The 23,962-nt window shown below is 46.6% G+C and carries 17 protein-coding genes and 1 pseudogene; 9 read left to right on the forward strand and 9 right to left on the reverse strand.

The window, feature by feature from the left end:
• The first annotated feature begins 10 nt into the window (after window positions 1-10).
• The 5 genes and pseudogenes from hisB to ACZYTD_RS08090 form a co-directional block, all read left to right on the forward strand.
• Complete coding sequence (gene hisB, locus ACZYTD_RS08070) at window positions 11-1,129, forward strand: bifunctional histidinol-phosphatase/imidazoleglycerol-phosphate dehydratase HisB (protein WP_463891092.1); 1,119 nt, start codon at window positions 11-13, stop codon at window positions 1,127-1,129.
• 5 nt (window positions 1,130-1,134) lie between these two features.
• Window positions 1,135-1,749, forward strand: coding sequence for an imidazole glycerol phosphate synthase subunit HisH (gene hisH, locus ACZYTD_RS08075; RefSeq protein ID WP_463891094.1), 615 nt, complete (start codon window positions 1,135-1,137; stop codon window positions 1,747-1,749).
• A 9-nt stretch (window positions 1,750-1,758) separates the two neighbouring features.
• Window positions 1,759-2,496, forward strand: a complete 738-nt coding sequence (gene hisA, locus ACZYTD_RS08080) for a 1-(5-phosphoribosyl)-5-[(5-phosphoribosylamino)methylideneamino]imidazole-4-carboxamide isomerase (protein ID WP_463891096.1) — start codon at window positions 1,759-1,761, stop codon at window positions 2,494-2,496.
• Between the two features lie 271 nt (window positions 2,497-2,767).
• The gene (locus tag ACZYTD_RS08085; protein WP_463891099.1) at window positions 2,768-4,312 is read left to right on the forward strand and encodes an integrase arm-type DNA-binding domain-containing protein; all 1,545 of its coding nucleotides are present in this window, start codon (window positions 2,768-2,770) and stop codon (window positions 4,310-4,312) included.
• Window positions 4,313-4,482: 170 nt separating this feature from the next.
• Window positions 4,483-5,030, forward strand: a pseudogene (locus tag ACZYTD_RS08090) (transposase); the annotation flags it as partial.
• A 454-nt stretch (window positions 5,031-5,484) separates the two neighbouring features.
• Here the strand turns inward: ACZYTD_RS08090 and ACZYTD_RS08095 are convergent.
• Entirely contained in the window at window positions 5,485-5,823 is a 339-nt protein-coding gene (locus tag ACZYTD_RS08095; RefSeq protein WP_463891102.1) for a hypothetical protein, read from the reverse strand.
• 1,134 nt (window positions 5,824-6,957) lie between these two features.
• Here ACZYTD_RS08095 and ACZYTD_RS08100 point away from each other — a divergent pair.
• Together ACZYTD_RS08100 and ACZYTD_RS08105 are read left to right on the forward strand one after the other, a co-directional pair.
• Window positions 6,958-7,281: a hypothetical protein gene (locus ACZYTD_RS08100; protein ID WP_463891105.1), complete on the forward strand. Its 324-nt coding sequence runs from the start codon at window positions 6,958-6,960 to the stop codon at window positions 7,279-7,281.
• Window positions 7,278-8,336: a PDDEXK nuclease domain-containing protein gene (locus tag ACZYTD_RS08105; protein WP_463891109.1), complete on the forward strand. Its 1,059-nt coding sequence runs from the start codon at window positions 7,278-7,280 to the stop codon at window positions 8,334-8,336. Before ACZYTD_RS08100 ends, ACZYTD_RS08105 begins: the two co-directional genes overlap by 4 nt.
• A 237-nt stretch (window positions 8,337-8,573) precedes the next feature.
• Here ACZYTD_RS08105 and ACZYTD_RS08110 read toward each other — a convergent pair whose 3' ends face one another.
• From ACZYTD_RS08110 to ACZYTD_RS08120, 3 genes are all read right to left on the reverse strand, one after another.
• Complete coding sequence (locus ACZYTD_RS08110) at window positions 8,574-10,343, reverse strand: hypothetical protein (protein WP_463891112.1); 1,770 nt, start codon at window positions 10,341-10,343, stop codon at window positions 8,574-8,576.
• A gap of 914 nt (window positions 10,344-11,257) precedes the next feature.
• On the reverse strand, window positions 11,258-12,208 hold the full coding sequence (locus ACZYTD_RS08115; protein ID WP_463891115.1) for a hypothetical protein: 951 nt from the start codon (window positions 12,206-12,208) through the stop codon (window positions 11,258-11,260).
• 77 nt (window positions 12,209-12,285) lie between these two features.
• Complete coding sequence (locus ACZYTD_RS08120; protein WP_463891268.1) at window positions 12,286-12,771, reverse strand: hypothetical protein; 486 nt, start codon at window positions 12,769-12,771, stop codon at window positions 12,286-12,288.
• On the opposite strand from ACZYTD_RS08120, the gene ACZYTD_RS08125 reads away from it, so the two are divergent.
• Entirely contained in the window at window positions 12,770-13,750 is a 981-nt protein-coding gene (locus ACZYTD_RS08125; protein ID WP_462653996.1) for an IS5-like element IS5 family transposase, read from the forward strand. The two genes, ACZYTD_RS08120 and ACZYTD_RS08125, sit on opposite strands and share 2 nt — an antisense overlap.
• 108 nt (window positions 13,751-13,858) lie before the next feature.
• Here the strand turns inward: ACZYTD_RS08125 and ACZYTD_RS08130 are convergent, their stop codons facing one another.
• Both ACZYTD_RS08130 and ACZYTD_RS08135 read right to left on the reverse strand, forming a co-directional pair.
• On the reverse strand, window positions 13,859-14,248 hold the full coding sequence (locus ACZYTD_RS08130) for a hypothetical protein (protein WP_463891118.1): 390 nt from the start codon (window positions 14,246-14,248) through the stop codon (window positions 13,859-13,861).
• 98 nt (window positions 14,249-14,346) lie between these two features.
• Complete coding sequence (locus ACZYTD_RS08135; protein ID WP_463891119.1) at window positions 14,347-15,768, reverse strand: hypothetical protein; 1,422 nt, start codon at window positions 15,766-15,768, stop codon at window positions 14,347-14,349.
• Between the two features lie 1,378 nt (window positions 15,769-17,146).
• Here ACZYTD_RS08135 and ACZYTD_RS08140 point away from each other — a divergent pair.
• Complete coding sequence (locus ACZYTD_RS08140) at window positions 17,147-17,554, forward strand: H-NS family histone-like protein (protein ID WP_460883467.1); 408 nt, start codon at window positions 17,147-17,149, stop codon at window positions 17,552-17,554.
• A gap of 165 nt (window positions 17,555-17,719) precedes the next feature.
• Here the strand turns inward: ACZYTD_RS08140 and ACZYTD_RS08145 are convergent, their stop codons facing one another.
• Genes ACZYTD_RS08145 through ACZYTD_RS08155 form a run of 3 tightly spaced genes read right to left on the reverse strand, consistent with a single transcriptional unit; the run spans window position 17,720 to window position 23,690 of the window.
• Window positions 17,720-18,937 carry a GIY-YIG nuclease family protein gene (locus tag ACZYTD_RS08145; protein ID WP_463891122.1) on the reverse strand — a complete coding sequence of 406 codons (1,218 nt, stop codon included), beginning with the start codon at window positions 18,935-18,937 and terminating at the stop codon, window positions 17,720-17,722.
• A 1-nt stretch (window position 18,938) separates the two neighbouring features.
• Window positions 18,939-20,945: a DEAD/DEAH box helicase gene (locus tag ACZYTD_RS08150; protein ID WP_463891125.1), complete on the reverse strand. Its 2,007-nt coding sequence runs from the start codon at window positions 20,943-20,945 to the stop codon at window positions 18,939-18,941.
• A gap of 57 nt (window positions 20,946-21,002) precedes the next feature.
• Window positions 21,003-23,690, reverse strand: a complete 2,688-nt coding sequence (locus ACZYTD_RS08155; RefSeq protein ID WP_463891128.1) for a class I SAM-dependent DNA methyltransferase — start codon at window positions 23,688-23,690, stop codon at window positions 21,003-21,005.
• Between the last annotated feature and the right edge of the window lie 272 nt (window positions 23,691-23,962).

Here is a 23,962-nt window from a genome sequence, read left to right on the forward strand (position 1 = left end):
GAGAAAGGTTGTGAACAAGGAACGCATTCTATTTATCGATCGGGATGGCACTCTGATAGAGGAGCCCGTCACCGACAAGCAGGTCGATCGCCTGGATAAGCTACGCTTCGAACCTATGGCGATCCCCGTGCTGCGCGAACTGCAGGCCGCAGGCTATAAGCTCATCATGGTCACCAACCAGGATGGGCTGGGAACCGCTAGTTTGCCTCTGGAAAACTTCCAGCCTCCCCAGGATCTGATGATGCACATCTTCGAATCCCAGGGCGTGCACTGGGATGATGTGCTGATCTGCCCCCACTTCCCTCACGAAGAGTGTACCTGCCGCAAGCCCAAGCTGGGCTTGGTCAAACCCCTGTTGCAAGCCGGAAAACTGGATCACGCCCACAGCTATGTGATCGGCGATCGCATCACAGATGTGCAGTTAGCCGAGAACATGGGCATCACCGGAATCCAATACAATCCAACCAGTTGCAATTGGAATCACATCCGTGAGCGTCTGCTGGGCCAAGGTCGCCAGGCCAGCGTGATCCGTCACACCAAGGAGACCCAGATCGAGGTGCAAGTCGATCTCGACAAGAGTGGTGGCAACCAGATCAGTACTGGCATCGGCTTTTTTGATCATATGCTCGATCAGATCGCCACCCACGCCGGTTTCCGTCTGCACCTGGCGGTGAAGGGCGATCTGCATATCGATGATCACCACACAGTCGAAGACGTGGGTCTGGCGCTGGGCGAAGCCCTGAAAAAAGCGCTCGGCAACAAGCGGGGCATTGGCCGCTTCGGCTTTGTGCTGGCCATGGATGAAGTGCAAGCCAAGATTGATGCCTTCCCCGAGTCGCTGGTCGAGCAGGAAGTAGCCGCCGCCCTGGATCTCTCCGGTCGCCCCTTCTTCCAGTTCCGTTGTGATGCCGAGTTTGGTCGCGACATGGTGGGCGAGATGGCCACCGAGATGGTGCCGCACTTCTTCCGCTCCCTCTCCGATGCCATGGCCATTACCCTGCATCTGTCGGTGAGCCCTGGCAATACCCACCATCAGGTGGAGGCGCTGTTCAAGGGCTTTGGCCGCGCCCTGCGTCAGGCCATCCGGGTCGAAGGCACCGAACTGCCCTCCAGCAAGGGAGTGCTCTGATCACCATGCAGACCAATCAACGCGTCACCATCATAGATACCGGCTGCGCCAACCTCTCCTCGGTTCGTATGGCTATCGCCCGTCTCGGGATCGATGCCAAGGTCAGCATGGCCGCCGAGGATATTCGTGGTGCCGACAAACTGATCCTGCCTGGCGTCGGCACGGCCAAGGCGGCCATGCACAACCTCACCGAGCGAGGCTTGGTCGAGTTGGTGCGCGAAGCCAAACAACCACTGCTGGGGTTTTGTCTGGGCATGCAGATGCTGGCTCAGGCCTCCGAGGAGCACATGGGCGGCGAAGCCGACATTGCCTGCTTAGGGATAGTGCCAGGCAAGGTGAAGCTGATGCAGGTGGGCGATCTGCGCCTGCCGCACATGGGATGGAATCAGGTGGAGCATGATGGCTCACACCCGCTGTTTGCAGGGATCCCCAGCGGCAGTTACTTCTATTTCGTGCACTCCTATGCACTGGAGGTGACCGAGGCGACCCTGGCCACCTGCAACTATGGTGGCCCCTTCACGGCTGTGGTGGGCAAGGAGAACTTCTTCGGTGCCCAGTTCCACCCCGAGCGCTCCGGCCAGGTCGGGGCTCGTCTCATCCAGAATTTCCTTGCGCTTTAAGAGGTAGCCATGATTATCCCGGCAATCGATCTCATCAATGGCAAGGTAGTCCGCCTCTATCAGGGTGACTACGGCCAGAAAACCGAATATACCGCCTCAGCCCAGGAGCGTTTTGACCTCTATGTGGCCGCAGGTGCCACTCAACTGCACCTGGTTGATCTGGATGGTGCCAAGGATGCCAGCAAGCGGCAGCTCACCGTCATTCGTGAACTGCTGAAAAATACCAAAGCCCCGGTACAGATAGGTGGCGGGGTGCGCACCGAGCAGGATGTTAAAGATCTGCTCGATGCCGGCGCCAACCGTGTGGTCGTCGGCTCCACGGCCGTCAAGGATCCCCAGATGGTGATGGGCTGGATGGAGAAGTACGGCGCCGAACAGATAGTGCTGGCTCTGGATGTGAACATTGATGCCAACGGTCAGCGCAAGATTGCCGTGGCTGGTTGGCAACAAGATAGCGGCGTGACCATAGAGGCGCTGATCGAGCGCTTCCTGCCCGCCGGTCTTAAGCATGTGCTCTGCACCGACATCAGCCGTGACGGCACGCTACAAGGCTCCAACGTCGCCCTCTATCAGAGTCTGGCGGCTCAGTATCCTCAAGTCAGTTTCCAGGCCTCCGGTGGCATTGGCGGCATCCAGGATATCGAGGCACTCAAGGGCTCAGGCGTGGGTGGCGTGATCCTGGGCCGCTCCCTGCTGGAAGGCAAATTTACAGCCGAGGAGGCGATTGCATGCTGGCAAGACGCATAATTCCCTGCCTGGATGTCAAAATCCGCTAGGAACTAAATGTAAATATTGAATAATATAAATAAATTCCTATATATATCATCTAATTAGAGCCCCGCGAGGGGCTTTTTCGTATGTTTTATTTATAACTCATTTTAAAGCGCCCTGTCAAAATCATGGCAAAAATGCCATTTTTTCACTACCATCAGCGTAGCGTTTTCTCGATCATGTAAACGCCTTGAGAAAAAAAATTCTCAAGATTCTGAGTTAAGCGGATGTAGAGAGGGATTGCTTGATGCATAAATACCCACAAATAGATCATAATCTTTCAATGACTTTCGTTAACTCACTGCGGCGTCACCGTGTCTTTAATGGCCTCAATGGAACCCCGCATGCTTGCGAGTACAAAGACACGAATCCTGCAAGTAAAGGGCTTATGTTGCGTCTTAACCCAGGCGGAACAATGTCGTTCTTCATCAAAGGCAAGCTCAACAATCCACATAAGAAAACAGGTAGGACTACTTTCTTGATCGGGTGTGCCCGAGAAATGGATTTGCACACGGCCCGCGAACGAGCGAAAGAATATAACTTTCTGTTGCAAAAAGGACTGGAACCGGCTGACCATATAGACGGACTTGCAAATGCTCACGTAACACTTGATACACTACTCGATGAGTACATCCGTGATCGCTCAATTAAGATCAAGGAGAAAACAATAAAAAATTACAGATATCGACATAGTGTCTTATCAAGAAAAATATCAGAGATGCGCATTGATCAAGTTACATACCACATGATTGTTGAAGAACATTTACGTATAGGAAAAACCAAGCAATATATTGCAGACCAAGCAGTTAGACAGATAAGCTTCTTAATAAATTATGCCCAAAACAAATATATTGACCCTGTAACAGATGGGCCAATTGTAAAAAGGAACCCAGTCAATCAATTTCGATTAAATAAACACTGGTTTGTCAATGGCGGTAAATCTCTACGAAATACCGTTTGTATAGATACTGAAGCACTGCCAGATTTATTGGATGGGATAGATGCACTTAAAGACTACAAGGATGGTGTTAAGCATAAGCATCAAACATCACAAAATGCTATTGTTGCAAGTCATTTTTTTAAGTTTTTATTATTCACTGGCTGGCGTCCTGAGGAGGTAGTAAAAATGCAATGGACTCAAGTAAGTCAAGACCTTGATGATGTCAGTTGGGATGATAAACAAGCTGCTAAAACACTGAAAAATGCAGAAGAAATATACCGTTGCCCTCTTAATTCCTATGCAAGCGACGTACTTAAAAGTATCAGGAACTATGCTTTTAAGTCTATTTATGTATTTCCGAACTCATCATTAAGTGGATATTTTAAGCCGAACCCAAGTGACTATGTAGATGCACTAGAGGATATTGTTAATAATAACAAAAGATATACCTCCGGTATATATAGGAAATCATTCCAAACTTATGCCGAGGCCTGTAATTTGATTTCATCAACTATTAAACGCTTGGTTTTTCACACTCAAAAAGTGTATGACATTCAGTCTGGTTATATAAAAATGAACCGAGAGGTACTCCGTAAGCATAGCCAAAAAGTTGGTGATTATATCATGTATTCCGCAGGTCGTATTGTCGACCGGCCCCAGTTTCTAAATGATAAGACACAAATAGATAATGAGCAATTGCTGATTTACACTGAGATCGCGTCAAATATTGCAATAGACAGAGATATGACTACCGCTGAAATTTTACAAAAATGGTTGAAAATAGGCATGAGTTTGGATACTGGAAACATTGGTTCACAGACAACCGTGAAACAATTTTTAGCTACAATTTAAAACATAGCTTTAAGAGTTAATATCCCATCTTTCACAGGGCAAAACTCCCGCCGCAATAAAGCGCTTAAACACACCAGAGCCCTTTCTGGTGTGTTAGTCCCAGGGAAGGTGCGAACAAGTTCCTGATATGAGATCATGATTTTTACGGAACCGCATTTCAGATGGCCATCATGAGTCATCCGCTCACCTTCGCCGACAGTGAATTCAGCAGTAAGCGCCGTTAGACCCGAAAAAAAATTTTCCTCTCCCGCATGGAGCTGGTTCTGCCATGGAAGGACATGACTGCTGTCATCGAGGCGATTATCCCAAGCCGGTAATGGTCTTTGGCCCTATCCGCTGGAAACGATGTTACGTATTCACTGTATGCAGCATTGGTACAACCTGAGCGATGGCGCGATGGAAGCTGCCCTGTACGAAAACGCCTCCATGCGTCTGTTCGCCAGGTTATCCCTAGATAGCAACTTTGCCGGACCGCACCACTATAATGAATTTTCGCCACCACCTGCTGGAACAGCCAGTTGTTCAAAACCATCAATCGCGGCTGGACGAAGCAGGCGTCATGATGACCCAAGGCACCTTTGTAAACGTTGACTGGCTAATCTCCGAGCGTCCTGGCAAAGTAAAAACCTTGAAGCTGGATCCGCGCAGAAACAAGGGGGCCATCAACATCGAATACATGAAAGCCTGCATCCGGGCCAAGGTGGAGAACCCGTTTCGCAAACATCTGATTTTTCACCAAACAAAATCACTTAAAAAGCCATTTTGTTGTGGCCAACCTACGGTTGAAATGAAGCCATTGTTTTTTCTCTGCTAGGTTTACGGCTGTTGAGTTGAGCTAATTCTGTATAAAGCTCACATAAACGCTACGGGTATTGTCCAGAATTAACATTCTATTCAGATAAGACAAACAAGGTTCTACATCGAGTATGTTCGATGTAATCGTGCACAGTATTAACCTTATGGGGCTCACATGGGTGTCAATCGCCAAAAGGATTTTCGTTCTCTTTGATGAGTTATTTTTTATGGTAAGGGGTCTTTTTTTGACATAGATCGATAGTTAAACCTCTACTCCAACTAAATTATAATAGTTAATGATAATGCTAATAATTCTAAAAAACACTTCATCACGACATCAAAGATTTTTTATATAAGAAACTTATTTTGCACGCGACTTAAGATTTATTTCGCACACTAAAACCTGCCCCTCCGAGTGCTGTTGCTACTTGCTGTTTCTGTTGCCGTTTCTGCTTTCTAAGCTTACTTTTCAGATCGTTCACAGACACATCGAATAAATTAGCAACATGCGCTTTAGAACAAGCATGCTTTAATGCATTCAATGGATATAGAATATTTCCTTTTATAATATCGTGGCAGCACTCACATTTTTCATTTTGACTAAGCACAAAAATTTTATTTGAATCGAATGTTCCATCAGGGCGTAATTTTCCAGAATTCCGTTTTTTAAATAATTGCACTGCCATTATTAGTCTTTTATTATAATCATTTACCATAACTCACCCGCACTCTAATTTAAATTGAGAGTAACGTTACGGATTATATTTTTCAATAACTATTTTCATCTCCACTAAATACTATTTTTACTAATAACACCATACAGTCTATTACTATGTTAAATCTGATTTATCTAGCAGAACCACACTAATCGAAATAACTCACAGGACGCTCTTGGTTGAATTCTGCAACCTAGGTACCACCCTTGTATTCCTTTTGTAGTCAAAATCGCTTCTAGAGTATTTTTATTAATCATAATGTTATGCCGCATATAACATTTACAGCGTTAATTTTCGAATTGATCGCTATTTCTCTTTTTTCTTTTTTACAGTTCAAGAGAAGAGATTTCTTTAATTTATTTTAAATTTAATATTGACATATATATTATGTTCATGATAGCTTTTTAAATATGTGTAGATTCTGTAAAAATATCTCTTTTCTTATATTTATCTCTTACTCTCTATAGATTTAATAAATTATGATCTAAAACACTCCCCCAGCACTTAAACAAGTGGTTTAACCTTCGCGGAACGCGGTCTTTTAAAAAATCTTTTGTATACAAATAAAACAGGCGTATATCTTTTTTTTTGAAAAAGTCACTGTTTTCCTGAAGTGTATCCATATGATTTTAAGTGTTTTTTTTCAACTTAAATGCAGTTGAGGGGGGGCTAATTATTTCACTATGGCAAGGACCGAAGTAATGACACCGGCCTTTGATTGGGAAATTTAGCGCAGTGTGGGCAATATAGACACACATACACGAGCCGAAAACCGGAACTATCTACACTCTGTAATAGTTTTTTTGCTCCAGAACCACCATCAGAAATAACTCATACAAGGCCTGTTGTTGAACTTGTGTGCAGAACCAGCACCTTGGCATGTCTCATCATCTCAAATTGCTTGTAGCGTCTTTATCTTTTCCTAAACGCATAGGCTGGTAGCAAGCCCCTACAGGGTTCAACGGTTGAAGGTCCAACGCAGCTCAAGTATGGCATTCGTACCTACACGTTACTGAAAACACGACATGTTTTTTCATACAACAGCTAAAATAGGTCCTGAGCTCAATAAATTAGACTAACCCTTTGATATACTGCCTAGCTTAACTAGTCTTTTTGCTCAGGTTGAGACACCTCATGCTCTCCCATATCCGAAAACGCCTTTGGGCCACCGCCAACAAGCGACGTGATAGTGCCAAAAGCAAGAAGGGCTGCATGTGCTATACGCCAGCTAGGATAGCGCCGAACGAGCAGTTTACCGACAGCGACAAAGCTAGCTACGCCTACTTCACTACCCTCAACACTTTCCGACTTATAGCAATCTTGAAGCAAAGTGCACACGGCTTTGTGATTGACACTATTGCCCTCGCCCACTTGCGCGATACCCTTCTACCTAAGCTGCTTTCCAGCCAGTTGCGACTACCAGAAGCCAAGGCCATTGTGGAGGCATCAATCAGATGAACACTACGCCCCTTATTCCAGCAGGCTACACCGATTGGCTAGCCGCGATTAAAAAAGAGATAGCGCAGGCCAGATCACGGGCTGCACTGGCCGTCAACGCCGAGTTGGTGCAGCTCTATGGCCGCATCGGACAGGAAATTGTGCAGCGGCAGGCCGAGCAAGGCTGGGGGGCCAGGGTGATCGATCGACTAGCATCCGACCTCAAAGAAAGCTTTCCGGATATGCGCGGTTGGTCGAGTTCTAATCTCAAATATATGCGTTTTTTTGCTGAGCATTGCCCCAAAGGCCAATTTGGTCAGCAGCCTGCTGACCAATTACCCTGGTTTCATATTGTCACGCTGCTTACCAAGCTTGATGACGAGGCTGGCCGCGAATGGTATGCAACCCAAGCAGTGACCAATGGTTGGTCGCGCTCGACGCTAGAGCTCAATATCAAGAACCAGTTACGCCAACGTCAGGGGGCTGCCGTCACGAATTTCGCACGGCGTTTACCTGCTGCCGATTCTGCGTTGGCCCGTGATACCTTGAAAGATCCTTATCTGTTTGATTTTCTCGGATTGGGTAATGAGGCTCATGAGAGGGATATCGAGGATGGGTTGGTACGTCATATCACCCGTTTCCTTCTGGAACTGGGCGCAGGCTTTGCGTTTGTCGGCAAACAGTATCGACTTGAGGTGGCGGGAGACGAGTTCTTCATTGATTTGTTGTTCTACCACATCCGCTTGAAGTGCTATGTCGTGGTGGAGCTCAAAGCAACGGCGTTTAAACCCGAACATGCCGGACAGTTAAATTTCTATCTGGCCGCTGTGGATGCACAGATTAAAGCACCTGATGATAAGCCCACCATTGGTCTGCTGCTGTGCAAGCAACAGAACCGACTAGTAGCCGAATATGCGCTATCTGGTATTGACAAGCCTATCGGCGTGGCCGAATACCAGTTGCTACGAGATCTTCCGGAAACGCTGGGCCGGAATTTGCCCAGCATCGCAGAGATTGAAGCCGAACTATCTGGCGAGATAGCGAGACAAGACGCAGAGGACGAACTGGAATGGTGACACGTGCCCTAGCATGCAAACAAGATGGCAACCAGATCTCATGATTCCACAAACTATCTAAGTGTCTAGATAGAAAACCAAAAATATAAAGGGATCACATAGGACCATGCGAAATGAGCAGGTGTGATGGCATATCTACCTATTTTGGCTAACGTTTGAGCTAACCGGGATGCAAAAGCAGAGCGAAGCGCCGCTTTTGCACGTCCGTGTTGAGCGATTTGTTATGCGGCATGTGGCCTAGCTTTCATGCGATTCAGGTTGTCCGAAGAGATATTTGCCTGTATACCAAACCGCTCGCCCGAAGTTGTGGATAAGCTGCTCACCTTGTCTTAGATACGAACTGCTTTGGTCAATGCCTGCAAGCTTAATGGCATCAGCAACTTTTGATCCGGTCGGATGAGCATCGCCGACGCGCATGTCATAGGTGCCAGCAATTTCGGCAAAGATTTGGCGGGCCTTATCGGCTCCAATTGTTTGGGACAATATATCTTGCAGAAGTTTGTTTGAACCGAGCTTATCTTTTTCCGCGTGGTTTGAAAGTTTGCGAAGGTCGCGAATGTTGAGTCGGTCTGAGAATGCGCGAACAAGCTCTTTCGCCAGCCTAAGCAATGACGCTTGGTCCCTGCTATGGAAACGAGATACTTGCTGCATAGCCGAGTCGTCATCGATATCGTGACTGAACAAGTCAATCCCGAACTTGTCGCGGAAGCCTTGTTGGAGCATTCGCATACTTCCAAAGAACATCTCCTCAACCGCATGTGTAGACGCTGGTTGGGACTTGACTTGCGCTGACAACAATTCTCCTGAGACCTTCCCGTCTGGCGCAACGTTGTGGGCCGCCCAGATATGCTGCTCCCAAGCAGGGAGACGAGCGATGTCGTAAGCGTAAACAGTTAGCAAGTCAGCAGAATTGACTCCGAAGTGCGTGGCATAGCCCGAGGTCGAGCGAATAGCACCGGTCTCCCCCGTGTACCACTTCAGGACGAAGCTGCGGTGGCCTAGAAGGTCGGTTACCACACTTGAACGAAACCAAAGCCATCTACCAACATCCTCGTTATCCAATTCGGAAGATGCCATACGTTTGCCGTCAGTCCCGACAATAAACTGAGGGAGATTTGTGTTTGCATCTCCACGAACTCGCATGCTTTGAGATTGATGTTCAATCCATTCATCTCGCCAGAAATCACCCTCAACCCGAACACCTTCATAACCGCCGCGGTGACCTTGCGAGCTTTCGTGGCCGGTGTTGTGGTCACTTTCTGGCCCCATCACAGGTGCGTCTTCATCTTCATCGACGTCAGTTCGCCAAGCACGAAACATCGCCCAGCTACCTCCGAAAACGTCATTAATGCTGCGAACTAGCAACTCAAAGCGGCCACCGTTTCGCTCCTCTTTATGTTCTTTTAGGTTTGCGTACTCGCTGCTTTCAAGCAGAGGTACGTTCTCTACTCTTTGGCGGTAATAAGAGAGACGAAGCGAGAGATTTCTTGCGGCCAAATAGTCAACAAGAAATTCTCGCTTGATCTCGATCAGACGATGTTCGCCTTTGTCATCAAAACTCTCGCGAGCCACTACAACGAAGTTCTCTTCGGGTCTAATCCAGTCAGTTCCTTCTTTTATCAGGCGGAGAGCAACCACAAGATCAGGATTCAAAATCCATTGCCTCCCACCAACAACAGGCTGAGGATGTTCAAAGACGAGGTTAACGCCTATTGGCTCTTTATCGTTATACTGAAACTGGTCAATGGATGCGTAATAACCATCTTCGTAGGCATAGGGCGCTACGGTATGACCTATCCCGATATCACCCCAGCTCAGGCGCTCTTCAACCAATTTTCGATTCTCTGGTGGAAACGCGACAGATCCACAACCAAAATATTCGCTGATATAGCCAATACTCTTAACACTCCCATTTTCGTCATTTATGGATGCCCTTAATGGAACCCATGTCGCGTTTGAGAATGTTCGACGAGTTTCTTTTGTTTGAAGAATCCACTCTTGATTCATGATCAACCTCCTATCGCCAGCATGTCGCCGCGCTCTTTCCTGTCGCATAACGTCTATTTAACCGGCTGGCCAAATGCCAACCTGTGAATGATGAACCGGCAGCTTATGGCCAGTCCGATTGAAATTTTTGTTGTGCCAGCACTGAGGCTGACTATGCCAGCCGCTTGGGCAGCAACGAAACCAGCCTGATGACTTGTAGAACCTGAACAGCGCCAAGCAGAATATGGCGCGAAGGCTGGCGTTCAAACTCACGAGTTGGGACAGAGAACAAGCACCGGTGCCGACGTTATTGGCTAACTTGTTGGAACAGAGAAGGTGAGAGCGCTGAGGCCGATGAGCAAGGCTGGCCAGAACGAAGTCACCAATATGCTGCTGATAACGTGCCGGGCCGGAGTTCACGCCAGAACGGAACGACGGTTCTCTAACACCTGACTTTTTCTCTGCGGCCAACTACAAGCTGCTCTGGCCCTGGAACCACGCAACACCGGCAACACGCACAACATTTTAGTTATGGGGCGCGCGGCTTTATGCGCGTCCCAGTGAGCGAAGCGAACGACTTAAACTATTTGTTATATGCTTGATTGGCATCAATTAATGCTAAGTCGTCTTGAAGAATGTATAAGCTATTTCGGCTCGGTTGTGGCAATGTAACCCAAGCATTTTCACTGCAATATCGAATTGTATAAGTAATCTGTTTCGCTAGTTTATTGTCTCAACAATAACGCCGGTCTTGCCGATTAGTAGCCAATAGTTTTCGCTGGAGTCACACTCATCTGTTGAGGATAAGGTGCCATTAAATGATTTCAATCGTACTTTTGATCCCATGAGTATTTCGCAAGTCCGTCCAAAAATATAGTGGTTGCATCCAGTAGGATTCGTAGGTGCACTGCTGGAATGACTTGTTATACGAATATTCAGCTAAAATATTGATGGACGGATAACCATGACGTATCTTCTTCTCCACTAAATTTAGGCACGAAAACCTGATTTATTTCCCACGTCGGATATTGTTTTGTGTGAAAGCAACTTTCATATTCTGAATATAGAGGTTTATTAAAAATTTCTTTACCATATTGCGCTTCTAGTAAAATGTGTACCGCTCCAATGGCATTTACAGCAGCCCCTAAGCTTGCACGACTGAAGTTTCCCCCTCGGTCATGCTTGGCTGCGTTATAAGAAGCGTACCAAGATAGTGATTCTGTCGGATTGTTAACATTCCAGCCTTTAAAGGGCTCAAATACGCCCATATTGGGATGCATTTTTAATTCAACGACATAGTCGTCCAACTTAAGCACAGGAGATGCTTTTATAAAATCCTTTGTTGTGTACCGGTGTACGATGTGGCCATTATCTTTCAATATTTGCAAAAATAGGTATTCAACTTCTGTGCACGCAATAGTTAATACCTCTCTAATTCTATGCCCATATGCGTCTTCGTTTATTTTATCAGGCTCTATAACTTTAAATATTTCAATTAATGAGTCTACTAAGTTGTTATAAGACCTAACCTCATCTATTGTTGAATGCTCTCTAAGAGTTGATTCAAATAATTTCAACGAACCTCTGTTCACTCTCTTGCAATATGTTCCGGCAGGGAGCCAGCTTTTAGATACTTCAACAATGTCTGGATTTACGTTGCTGTGGCAATGCCATACGAAGTAACAAATATATTTACTTTCATCACACGATAGTGACTTTTGTGGAAGATCATTTCGGCCTTTTTTTACATATTTTTCATACTGTGACCACGTGAAACGTTTTATATCAGGCCAAAATTCTTTCATTAAGCATACATAACAGGTTTCTCCATCCCTTTGGAATATCCCCATTGTTCCGCAGGCCGTTTTAAATAGAAAGCTTTCCATTAGTTACCTTCGTATAACGCCGCGCTCTGCGGCAAATTTGGAGCGAAGCGGAAAATTTGTCCGACAGCAGCGCCTTGTTATGCACTTTGCTCATCTGCCAACTTTCGAATCTCATTAGCATGTAGCTGCTCAATAACTCCCGGAACATTCATGGTTCTAAATTTCCCACCAGTTTCAATGTACTTATACTCTTCTTCAGCCTCTTTCTTTGAATAGCCTGCAAAATCACATAGGTTTTTGAAATAGTCGTTCGCATATCGATAAGCGGCTACCAAGTCATCAGTAGTTGTGCCAACAGATAGATATTTTTCCTTCCCTTTTCCTTTAACTTCAACTTCAAGAAGAACGCTTCTATCAGCTAACTCATTGTAGATTTCTGGAAGCCCCAAGCATCTACTTAGGTGATGAATAGTTACACAAGCATTAAGTAAATAAAAACTAAAAACGTTATCTGGATTTATGTTTCTTAATACAGCGTCTATTTGCCACCTAGGGAAGGTGCGAACAAGTTCCTGATATGAGATCATGTTTGTCATCTGGAGCCATGGAACAGGGTTCATCATGAGTCATCAACTTACCTTCGCCGACAGTGAATTCAGCAGTAAGCGCCGTCAGACCCGAAAAGAGATTTTCCTCTCCCGCATGGAGCATATCCTGCCATGGCAGGATATGACCGCCGTCATCGAGCCGTTTTATCCCAAAGCCGGTAATGGTCGTCGGCCCTATCCGCTGGAAACCATGCTGCGCATTCACTGCATGCAGCATTGGTACAACCTGAGCGATGGCGCGATGGAAGATGCTCTGTACGAAATCGCCTCCATGCGTCTGTTTGCCCGGTTATCCCTGGATAGCGCCTTGCCGGACCGCACCACCATCATGAATTTCCGCCACCTGCTGGAGCAGCATCAACTGGCCCGCCAATTGTTCAAGACCATCAATCGCTGGCTGGCCGAAGCAGGCGTCATGATGACCCAAGGCACCTTGGTCGATGCCACCATCATTGAGGCACCCAGCTCGACCAAGAACAAAGAGCAGCAACGCGATCCGGAGATGCACCAGACCAAGAAAGGCAATCAGTGGCACTTTGGCATGAAGGCCCACATTGGTGTCGATGCCAAAAGTGGCCTGACCCACAGCCTAGTCACCACCGCGGCCAACGAGCATGACCTCAATCAGCTGGGTAATCTGCTGCATGGAGAGGAGCAATTTGTCTCAGCCGATGCCGGCTACCAAGGGGCGCCACAGCGCGAGGAGCTGGCCGAGGTGGATGTGGACTGGTTGATCGCCGAGCGCCCCGGCAAGGTAAGAACCTTGAAACAGCATCCACGCAAGAACAAAACGGCCATCAACATCGAATACATGAAAGCCAGCATCCGGGCCAAGGTGGAGCACCCATTTCGCATCATCAAGCGACAGTTCGGCTTCGTGAAAGCCAGATACAAGGGGTTGCTGAAAAACGATAACCAACTGGCGATGTTATTCACCCTGGCCAACCTGTTTCGGGCGGACCAAATGATACGTCAGTGGGAGAGATCTCACTAAAAACTGGGAATAACGCCTTAAATGGCGAAGAAACGGTCTAAATAGGCTGATTCAAGGCATTTACGGGAGAAAAAATCGGCTCAAACATGAAGAAATGAAATGACTGAGTCAGCCGAGAAGAATTTCCCCGCTTATTCGCACCTTCCCTTGCTCAACACCCAAGCGATAATGCTTGCTATAGATATTTTGAATATCAGTAAGATAATCGAGACCTTTTTCATTCATGACTCTTTTGAAAAAATCAGACTGTGTAAATAGTCCCGGTCTTGGAGTATCCGTAACTCCAACTTTATATAAAAGTTGGTAATACAAATCCTCATAATCTTCTGAACGAAGCGCAAGCCCATTTTTTTCAGATCTCAATATATCATCAGTATAGGGTGTACCTGATAGTAAATCGCACATCTGTTCAATTGAACTAGCTAAGCCCGCTTTGTAGCCAATTATCTCATGGAGATGATCTGCTAGGTCACCAGGAGAAAACCAAATTCTTGCCATAATTCCTCTTAACTCACCAAAGGGTATAACTTCGACTTATGGGCGGTTGAAAACCGTCCCACATTAAGTTTTTGTTAGACGAATATAAGCAGTTGCTATTATTTTGGTGGAGCTGGAGGTTGCCAACCGGTAACTGGCCCCACATAAATTGAAAGTCCGTATGCATATTGATCTTGGTGATACGGAGAACCTCTATATAAAATAACGTCAGATTCTGCTGCTAACTCTCGATAAAGTTCATTTTCTGTTGCACAGCTATACAAAAGTGCAATTTTTAAGGAGTGGTTTTGAGATTTTGCTACTACCTTTATAAATAAAGCTTGGTCATCAGGTTCACCAATATCGATACTCCACCCAGCATCTCGTAAAGGCCGAACCAAATCTTTCACGCAATCCTCGGACAAAATCGCCTTTCTTAAAGTGACTCCATTATCTGTCGGCATGTCGGGCACTAAACGACCATGTTTGTGGTAATTTTGCTCCTCAAACACTTTAATATACATTTGCATTTGAGCTTGAAATTGAGCTTGTTGCCATAAAAGCTTGCTATCTTCGTTCATCTCCGGAAAGAACAACGAAATTGAATTGGTTGATTTATACCATGACTCAACAACTCCCATCGTTGCGAGTGCAACAATTAGGCGACAAAAATTACCTGAATCTTGCCATGCAGATGATTCAGCATGAGCAAATACATGTCGATTTAGCCAAATTACACCATTATATTCTTTCGTATTTTGAAAAAATGAATTCAAAAGCCAATTTCGATAAGTTGAAAAAAATAATACCCGTTCATCAAGGCATAGTAAGAATTGTTCTGTTGTGTATTCTTTAGGCACCCACATGTGATCGAAATATATGCTGACTTCTTTTTGAATTGCGCCGTCGATCATTTTATTAATTTTATCTTTAGGTGTTAGATCCGGGCGCTCATTCATTATGCTAGTTAAGGCTCCTTCAATAGTAGGAATAAGAGCTGCGATACTTGATGCTCTATGCCCTGAATAGAATGCTAAATATGCTTCTCTTGCTATTGCAAGATACTTATTTAGTCCTTCAGATTTCGGTAGAAGTTGAGCAATGCAAACAGCTTGAAAAGCAAGTGTGTAATTTGTCGATGTATGATAATTGAATGACTGGATCGCATTTTCTTGTGTTTGATAACGCACAGCTTTTAATAATTTGTGAACTTCACCTAATGGAATCCATAAAGGGAAAAACCATTCCATTTTAGACCATAATGCAACCTGTTCTTGTATGATTTTGTTGCGCTGAATCCAATTTTCATCGTGCGTTGTTGATATTTTAGGGAAACAAGCCTTTCGATTATCTAAAGTCAGAACAATACATTTAATTCTCTTAAATGCGCCAACCTCAGTTTCTTCAACCAATGTTGCAGTAAGATGTTTTTGTTCTAACCAAGAATTAATTAACTCAACTGTTAATTCATTTAAACTTGGTAAATTTAAAGCTCTCCGCCATAGAGATAAAAAAATAGATTCTATTTTGTGTTGCTCCATGAAACACACCACTCTAGTTGAGTATTCGTCTAACAACGTATTATCAGGAACAATTCCGTATACGTTCGCGGAGTTGTGCGCCATAGTCTGTTATGATAGCCCGTTGCGGGAAGCTAAACCCGATTGCTATCAACCGGATGGATTGAGCGTTAGGTAGACTAATCGGCAGAGGCTGAATATTTCCGCCTAGCCTGACATAAGCCCTGCTCGTATCTCATATTCTTGCTGATCTATCAGGAACGAGGAACGCAGGAAAACGCACCAGTATGGCCCACTCGAAGCTAGAACGAGCTAGATAGAATTATATTGGCGTTAGCTACCGCAGGGCCGTGTCATTGCACCCATGCATTGTTGCCGTTTAGGTCTGCACCTAGTTGCATATTGAGTCTCTATCCTACTCCTCCCTGTTTTTGTTGAAAATCCCTTTTCCCTGCATGGTTAACAAAAACAGACTCTTTTTTGTGTACCAGGTGGTGAACGCAGACAGGGGGTAATCTTTACCAGATACTGTGAAATACTAATGATATACGCTCAAGACACCTCGCTGAACTCGATCATTTACCGTACCAAGGCCGTGAATTTTCAAGCAGTGGATTATAAATTGAACCAAACGCGTTGCGACATTTAAATCCATCCCAAAACTAAGTGTGGATTTTTCTACTTTTTTGAAGATACAGCCCTTGTTTTTTCAAAAAACACGTCCACTTATTATATTTGAGAGCAAAAAAAAATAATCCGTAATTCAGCCCGGCCATCTTAGATTACTTTCTGGGTCGTCATTCCCTGATCACCCTCCCCTTTAGCCGCCCGCTATTCAGTGGTACGCATAAATCAGTAGGCGTTTTTGAGTGCGGTAGGCTGTGCACTGATGCAACGAGCTAGAATATCTAATGAACAGTAGCGATACAGGCCTTGAATCCTCTCATACCAACATCGCGTTCTCATCAATGGATAAATGTTCAGCGCGGTACCGCGCTGGTATGAAGAAACACGCGGAAATTTTGAAATTTTTCCAGGGTGTGAGAAATACTCCGACTCAAGAATACTCCAATCGAATTAGCTCATATTGTGCACTCGGTTAAATTTGTTTACCTTGGCATGTCTTATCGTTCAAAGTTGCTTGTGGTGTATTTATCTTTTTGTAAACGCTTGGACTAACAGCTGGTTAGCTACTTAAAATATATCATATAGCGTCTATATGAGACTGACATCCAGTAATCCGGCAACCATACCTCTGGCTATAACTGAATGCATGTAATGACTTTTACTGTGATAACCGACTACTTTGTTAGAGCTGATTGCTGCCAAAAAACTCTGGAGCTGTTATATGAATTGGGTAATAATTCCTTGAATAATAAATGTAATAATGAGGCCATCAATGAACGATTTTTTGAAAACCCTGCTCAATATTCGCAGTCTGCGTGCTTCACTGCGTGAACTATCTTTCGAGCAGTTGGTAGAAGCTAAGGCAAAATTTGACGAGGTGTTCGCTGAGCGTGAGCGGCACGAAACCAAACTGAGAGAGGAGTCAGCTGAACGCCTGCAAAAGCTGGCTGATTTCGCCAAGATGCTGAAGGAAGCTGGGATCGACCCGAGTGAACTGGTTAGTTCTGCTACCACAGTAAAGACCGATGGAACTGTGAAGGCTAAGCGCGATCCTCGCCCTGCAAAGTATAAGTATACCGAGGATGGCCAGGAGAAGACCTGGACTGGTCAGGGCCGCATGCCTAAGGCGATTGCTGAAGCAGTAGCAGCTGGCAGGTCAAAGGATGAATTCCTCATCTAGTAATTCTAAAGCCCATGCCATACAGGCATGGGCTTTACGAACTTTCAGACAGTTTCAAATCAAGCCATGAGCGTATCAGTGAAAGAGCCATTGCATTAACGCCGCCATCATGGACGAAAATGTAGAGGGCAGAAATTGCACGAAGGATACATATATATTTTTTTGTTAAGTTTTGCTGATAATCCTTCCGTTTGTATTATCCAACCGGTACTGAGAGATAGTCCCGTCCACAATGTGTTGGATTACGGCCATTGCAGTTGCTAATGGCACGTTGAACCACTCTTTGGGCGTGTAAACCTGACCAGTGTGACTCTTGAGTTTTACATTCAGACGGCGGGGGGCGAGGAAGCCATGCACCAATGCCTCTAGTTTCTGAGCGTTAAGGTTGAAGCACTGGTTAGTGGCGACAATCCGGACGGGGGCCTCAAGAAAAGTGCTATCTGTTTCGGCATTTTTAATCCGTTGGTCAACGGATGTTTCGGTGAAACCAATCTTGTAGAGATTATGCTTGTAAGGCGCTAAGGCAGGATCTGCACTCAGGGTTGCCAATACATACACCAGGCCAGTCTGGATTGCCTCATTCGATGGCCGCAATAATTGGCCATTCAACTGTGCTTTGCGGCCTTCCTTGTCGCGAACCAAGCCGTGAGTCAGTGACTGATAGAGCATGTGCAGTTCAGTGCCGTTCTCAAACACCAGATACAGTCTGGCGTTATAGCCACTGTATTGTTCGAGACGCTCGCCAACGCCCGCAACATAGCCCACCAAGCCATTGAGGATGAAGAAATCCCCTTCGGCAATTTTCAGCTTGTGTGTGAAGCGCTCCAGCCCGAAAGCCCCCTTCGTCAGCCCCTCATGAAAAGCAGAAAACAGTGGTGCAAAACGCGGAAACTCTGCACATGGCTGGCGTTGGGCTATCTCATCCGGCAGTTCTTTTTTCTCGGCTGAGACGTGCTTCAAGCTAAAGATATCAGGCTCATCAAAGTCCAGTAATCCATCGTCGTCATCGGCAAAGATGTCCAACAACGAGGTCACCAGTTCTGATTTATCGACGTTTTCTGTCGCATCAGGCGCTGCAACCTCTAATAAACCAAACAAGTCTTGTTGCCGCAGATAAGCACATTGTTCTGGATTATCCCTAATGCCGCTTAGCCGTCTGGCCAGTAACTTCTCATTCAGCGGGGTACCAGAGTGCTCTTCGGGTAAACGGCCATGCTGTTCATAAAACGCAGTGATCTCGGCAAACTGACTGCTGGCCAAATCAGTCGGTGCAGTCTTGGCTTTCAGAGGCTCAACATCAAGCAAATCCAGTTCATCCTCCTCTCCGAGGATGTCACCCAAGGTTGATTTATTGGCTAGCCTTTCGGTTGATAAGCGGATCATCTCACTGTCCCTGCGTTGCCATTTGTTGCTGCTTCATTCGACGAATAAAGGCCAAGGCTTCGGCATAACGCACCTCTATCGGATCACTTGAATTCAGAGATGGCTCACGGCCATGCTCGAGTTTGAACTGCTTGATCTTGGGCCAGAGAATGACAGCCTCCTCTTCCGATACTTGTGACTTGGTGGCACTCACAGCCTCCTGGATGGTTTTGAGCATGGCGGCGGTCACCTGCTTGGAGAGGATTTCATAGGCACCATGGAATGGATTGATCGCATCAATCAGGTCGATATTCAAAGTGTCGATGCAAACAAACTTCTCACCCATTTTCAAAAACTGCTTGCCTGTAACATTGCTGCTGGAGCCATTATCCTCTTTGCCCATATCTACATCGGCACCCTCTGGCAGGTCCTTCCCGTCAACCAATCCACCCTGTTGGGTGATCAGCATGCTTTGCAGCAACCCTTGCCGAACCTGCTCCAGCTCCTCCTCGGTAAGATCTGGATAGAGTGTCTGGATGACCTGAGGCAACGCCACCTGAGTCACCGTTTCGGCAGGTGTGGTTTCACTGATCGCTTCCTTGACTAACTGCTCCTTAGCCATCAGCTTGGCCATGATCTCGTTCTTGTCGCCATTCAGGATATCCAGCACCTTCTGGGATACCGGCGTACTGGTGGTGTCATCGACTAACAGGGTATTGGGTGGCAATGGCTTGCCATCCCATTGCGAGCGGGGCTTGAACTGGATGCTGGGAGCAAGAATCTGCTCCATCAGTAGCGAAGTGGTGATCGCCTTGAGCATGTTATTAACCGATGCCCGAACGTCATCGTCTTGAGCATCCGGCTGGGCAATCAGGTTGGTAAACTGGGCGTGTTTCTTGCCCGCACAGTCGCGGGTGGCACGACCAATGATCTGCACAATCTCGGTCAGCGAACTGCGATAGCCAATGGTCAACACATGTTCGCAGTAGGGCCAGTCAAAACCTTCTTTAGCCATACCCAAGGCGATGATGATATCCATATCATCAGCACTCTTGATGCCTCGCAAATAGGTTTGAACCTTGGGCCGTTCAGCGGCGTTGTCATCGACCAAGTTAGCGACTTTAAGCTTGCGTCCATCCTTGGCCATGATCTGCAAAATACCGGTCTCGGGATCGCGCATAACAACTTCGCCCAGTACATCGAGAATGGCATCCACTTCCCCGTGTTTGTCCTTCGTCGACTCACCGGAGTTCACATTAGGGATATGGATGATGGTCTTCTTGCGAGCATCCAGCACGGTTGGCAAAGCATCGATATAGAGCCCTTGATAGAAGTGATAGCCAATGCCTAGAGATTTCAGGTACTGGTACCCATTGAGCTGTTCGTAGTAGGTGTAGGTGACCTTGGTGAACTTAGCCTCATCGTCGGCGAGCAGAATCGGCACGGTATCACCACGAAAATAGGACCCGGTCATTGCCACAATATGGGCGCTCGATTTATTCATCAGCTCATCGATCAGACCACCTAACCGACTGTCTTGATCTGCTGAGACGTGGTGAAACTCATCGATTGCAACTAGGCATTCATTAAACTCAGTCACCGCCAGCTCATCGAAGGCAAAGCGCAATGTGGCATGAGTACAGACCAAAATACGGTCATCACCGGCCATAAAGCGCTTGAAGGCTTTAACCTTGCGGCTGTCACTGCCATCGACACACAAGTTATTCTCCGGGCCCACCACCCAGTCGGCAAAAAAGCCAAACTCGGTAAGCCGCGTCGTTTGGAAGGAGCCGCCGATAGATTTTTCCGGCACGGCCACGATCACCTTGCGCAGACCTTGATGCTCCAGCTTATCGAGCCCTAGAAACATCAGAGCGCGGGATTTGCCACAGGCTGGTGGAGCCTTGATCAACAGATATTGGCTATTGCGCTCGGTAAATGCGCGGGCCTGCATCTCCCGCATTCCCATCTGATTCAAGCTGGCGCTTTGACCGGTCTGACCATACTCCACATGCAACAGGTTGTTCATCGAGAATCCTTCCAATTATTCAGTAAGCAATACCGGGCGGTTGACCGGCTTCCATAATCAGTGGGCGACCAGCTCCTCGTAGCGAGCCAACAGGCAACTTAAGCGATCGGCTGCATCCTTGAAGGGGCGTTCGCGGTAGAGACGATCCACCGCCCTATCAAGCGCTTGATGGGCGGCCAGCAGTTTGGCGGGCATCTTGTCGGGGTCATAGAGTTCAGCCAAGGTGCGGCCGGGAAATTCTTCGCGGGTGAGGCGTATATCTTCGGCCAAATTCTTGATCTCTTGGCGTTGTTGCTCCGTCACATTAGGCCAAGGAAATGGGTTGTAAACGACTGATGCTGAATAGCGATAGTCGCTTTTCAAACGACCAGCGACTAATCGCATCCAGTCGTTATGCAACAGAGAGGAAAGAATGCCAAACTCGTACATGGTCCCATTCGGGATGATGTAGTTCAGGTTGGTTGAGATTACATCCGCATTGAAAAAGCCAAGTGGAACATAAGTTCTACGTTCGGATGATACGCTTGGTACCAAAATATAATTTTCCGGGTTGTTTAAATCTCGAAATTGATGTGGTCGCTCAGCAAGTTTCTGTGCACCCTTATCACGACTACGTTTTCGAGCCTCGGCAACCATTCTCACTCGGCTTGCAACATGGGGCATAGAATTTATTTCGTCCTCAGTTGCCGTTTTAAGCCACAAACACCATCGTTCTTTACCATTAAGAAATTCATCTGCCCCCAGCAATTTCTTAACCCACTTTTTCGCTTGAGGCTCTTGCATTAATAATAAATCTAGCTCCGGGCGATTGAGCAATAAGTGACCACCATCGTTTGGCATATTGCCGAAGAGTAAAGCAGGGACGTTTTTCACTAATGGCTTACTTGGCGTTCCGACTGTGACATTATCCCCTGCAATGAGGTAAGGATTGATATTCTTAACTTGTTGGCAATGCCATTCACCATCTAGTTGTTGGTAAAGTCGCTTTGTGACGGAATGGGATGACAACCCAACAATGACAACATGTACTGCTGCTTTGTCACGAGCATTGTTTGCCCACACAAAAGTTGGATATGCGATATGAATGTTCAGGCCAAGAGAAAGCAATGCAGGCCAAAGAGCTGATACTTGCTCACCTTGGCAGATAGAGTTGGTTGCTACTAATGCTAGTTCAGCCTTAGCGTGTTGAATATATTGTGCACCTTTCCAAAACCAGCAGGTGACATAATCCAGCTTGTTAGTGGTTTTAATATTAGAGAAAACGTGCTGTAAATCTGTTTTTTGGGTTTCATCCCTTCCTGCATGCCCCAAAAATGGCGGATTACCGATCACATAGACCTCATCCTCAGCCTCCTTGGGGCATACTTGCTGCCAATCCAAACGTAGGCTATTGCCACTATGAATATTACCGCTCTCACGCAATGGTAACGCTGGTGGGGCAAAACCAAACTCCTGTTGCCACAGGCTATTAAGCTGGTGTTCGGCCAGCCAGAGTGAAAGCCGGGCGATTTCACAGGCAAAATCATCGATCTCGATGCCGTAAAACTGTGACAAATGTAGCCCACTCATGGTGAAACCTTGCGGGTCTACCTCCTTTAAGGCCCTGATCACCGCCATCTCGAATTTACGCAGTTCCTTGTAAGCCACGATCAAGAAGTTACCCGAGCCACAGGCTGGATCGAATACCTTGATCTTGCCCAACCGTACCAACAAGGCTTGTAGCCCCTTGGCGCGTTTGTTGACCGCGACCTGTTGCAAGGCCTCCAGTTCAGCCTGTAAAGGCTCAAGAAACAGTGGCTTAATCACCTTCATGATATTGCTATAGGAGGTATAGTGCTGGCCTAAGCGACTGCGCTGCTTGGCATCGATCACCGCCTGGAACATGCTGCCGAAGATATCCGGGTTGATCTCGCTCCAATCCATGGTGCCGCATTCAAGCAAGAGTTTACGCCCCTTCTTCCCGAGCGCCGGTATGGGTTCATCGGCGGCAAATAGCCCGCCGTTAACGTAGGGGAATGCGGCCAAATGCACAGGCATATTTTTCCGCTTGGCACTCCCCGGTTCACTGTTGAGCACCGAGAAAATCTGCTCGAGGAAAACGTCGAGATTGCTGCCATTATCCTCGGTAAAGCCTTTGATGGCTGAAGTGAATTGGGCTGGGGCAAAGATGCCGGTATCTTCTGCAAACAGGCAGAACAGCAAGCGGGTCAAAAATACATTCAGAGCGTGGATATCGGCAGGTTGGCTAAGATCATTTTGGTCGCGGATCAGGTCAAAAAGCTGGCCCAGCTTCTCAGCCGCCTTCACATCGGCAGGGTTCTCGCTGCTAATGATGGCCTTCTCCAGACCAACCAGCGGAAGAAAGAAGCCATAGTTGCTGTGCAGCTCTTCTAGCTCAATATCGAGCTGTTCTTTACTGAGAGTGTCCCACGCCAGGAAGCGCACAAAATCTGTGACTAGCACAAAGCGGATCTTGTTCTTGGCAATAGCCGGGTCATCAATGCGCTGTTTCAGTAGAGCTTCGAGATCATCCCCTTCCGATGCACTCTGGTAATAGAGTTTATTCTTTAGCGCGACGTGCCCAACCTCTTTCGCTACGTTACGGGGACCACCTTGTCGCACCTGAGAGATACTGGCCTTGGGAAAGTCGAAGGCGGTCATAAAGCCATAGATAAACTCGTTACGGTCCAGCTCGTTGGTCAGTTGCTCGAGTTGTTCAAAAATCTTCGCCTGATTTACGGCCATCGGTAATCCTATGCGGTAGTTCTAATTGTTGTGTTCGTACTAGTCTATGACACATGAATCACACTAACCGAATGATTTCATTCAATAATTAGTGCTACAACTATTTGCTAGAGGTTGTTGCTTTGGCACAACACGCAACAACAAAATCTATTTCGAATCTACTATGGCTAGTAGTGTCAATCAACCCTAGATGAAACTACGTCATTGATTATTAAGGAAGTGGATCTAGATATTGCTATCACTATATACTGTATATATATACAGATGACTGA

The sequence above is a fragment of the Pseudaeromonas sp. HNCC25DJ180 genome, from assembly GCF_055413345.1.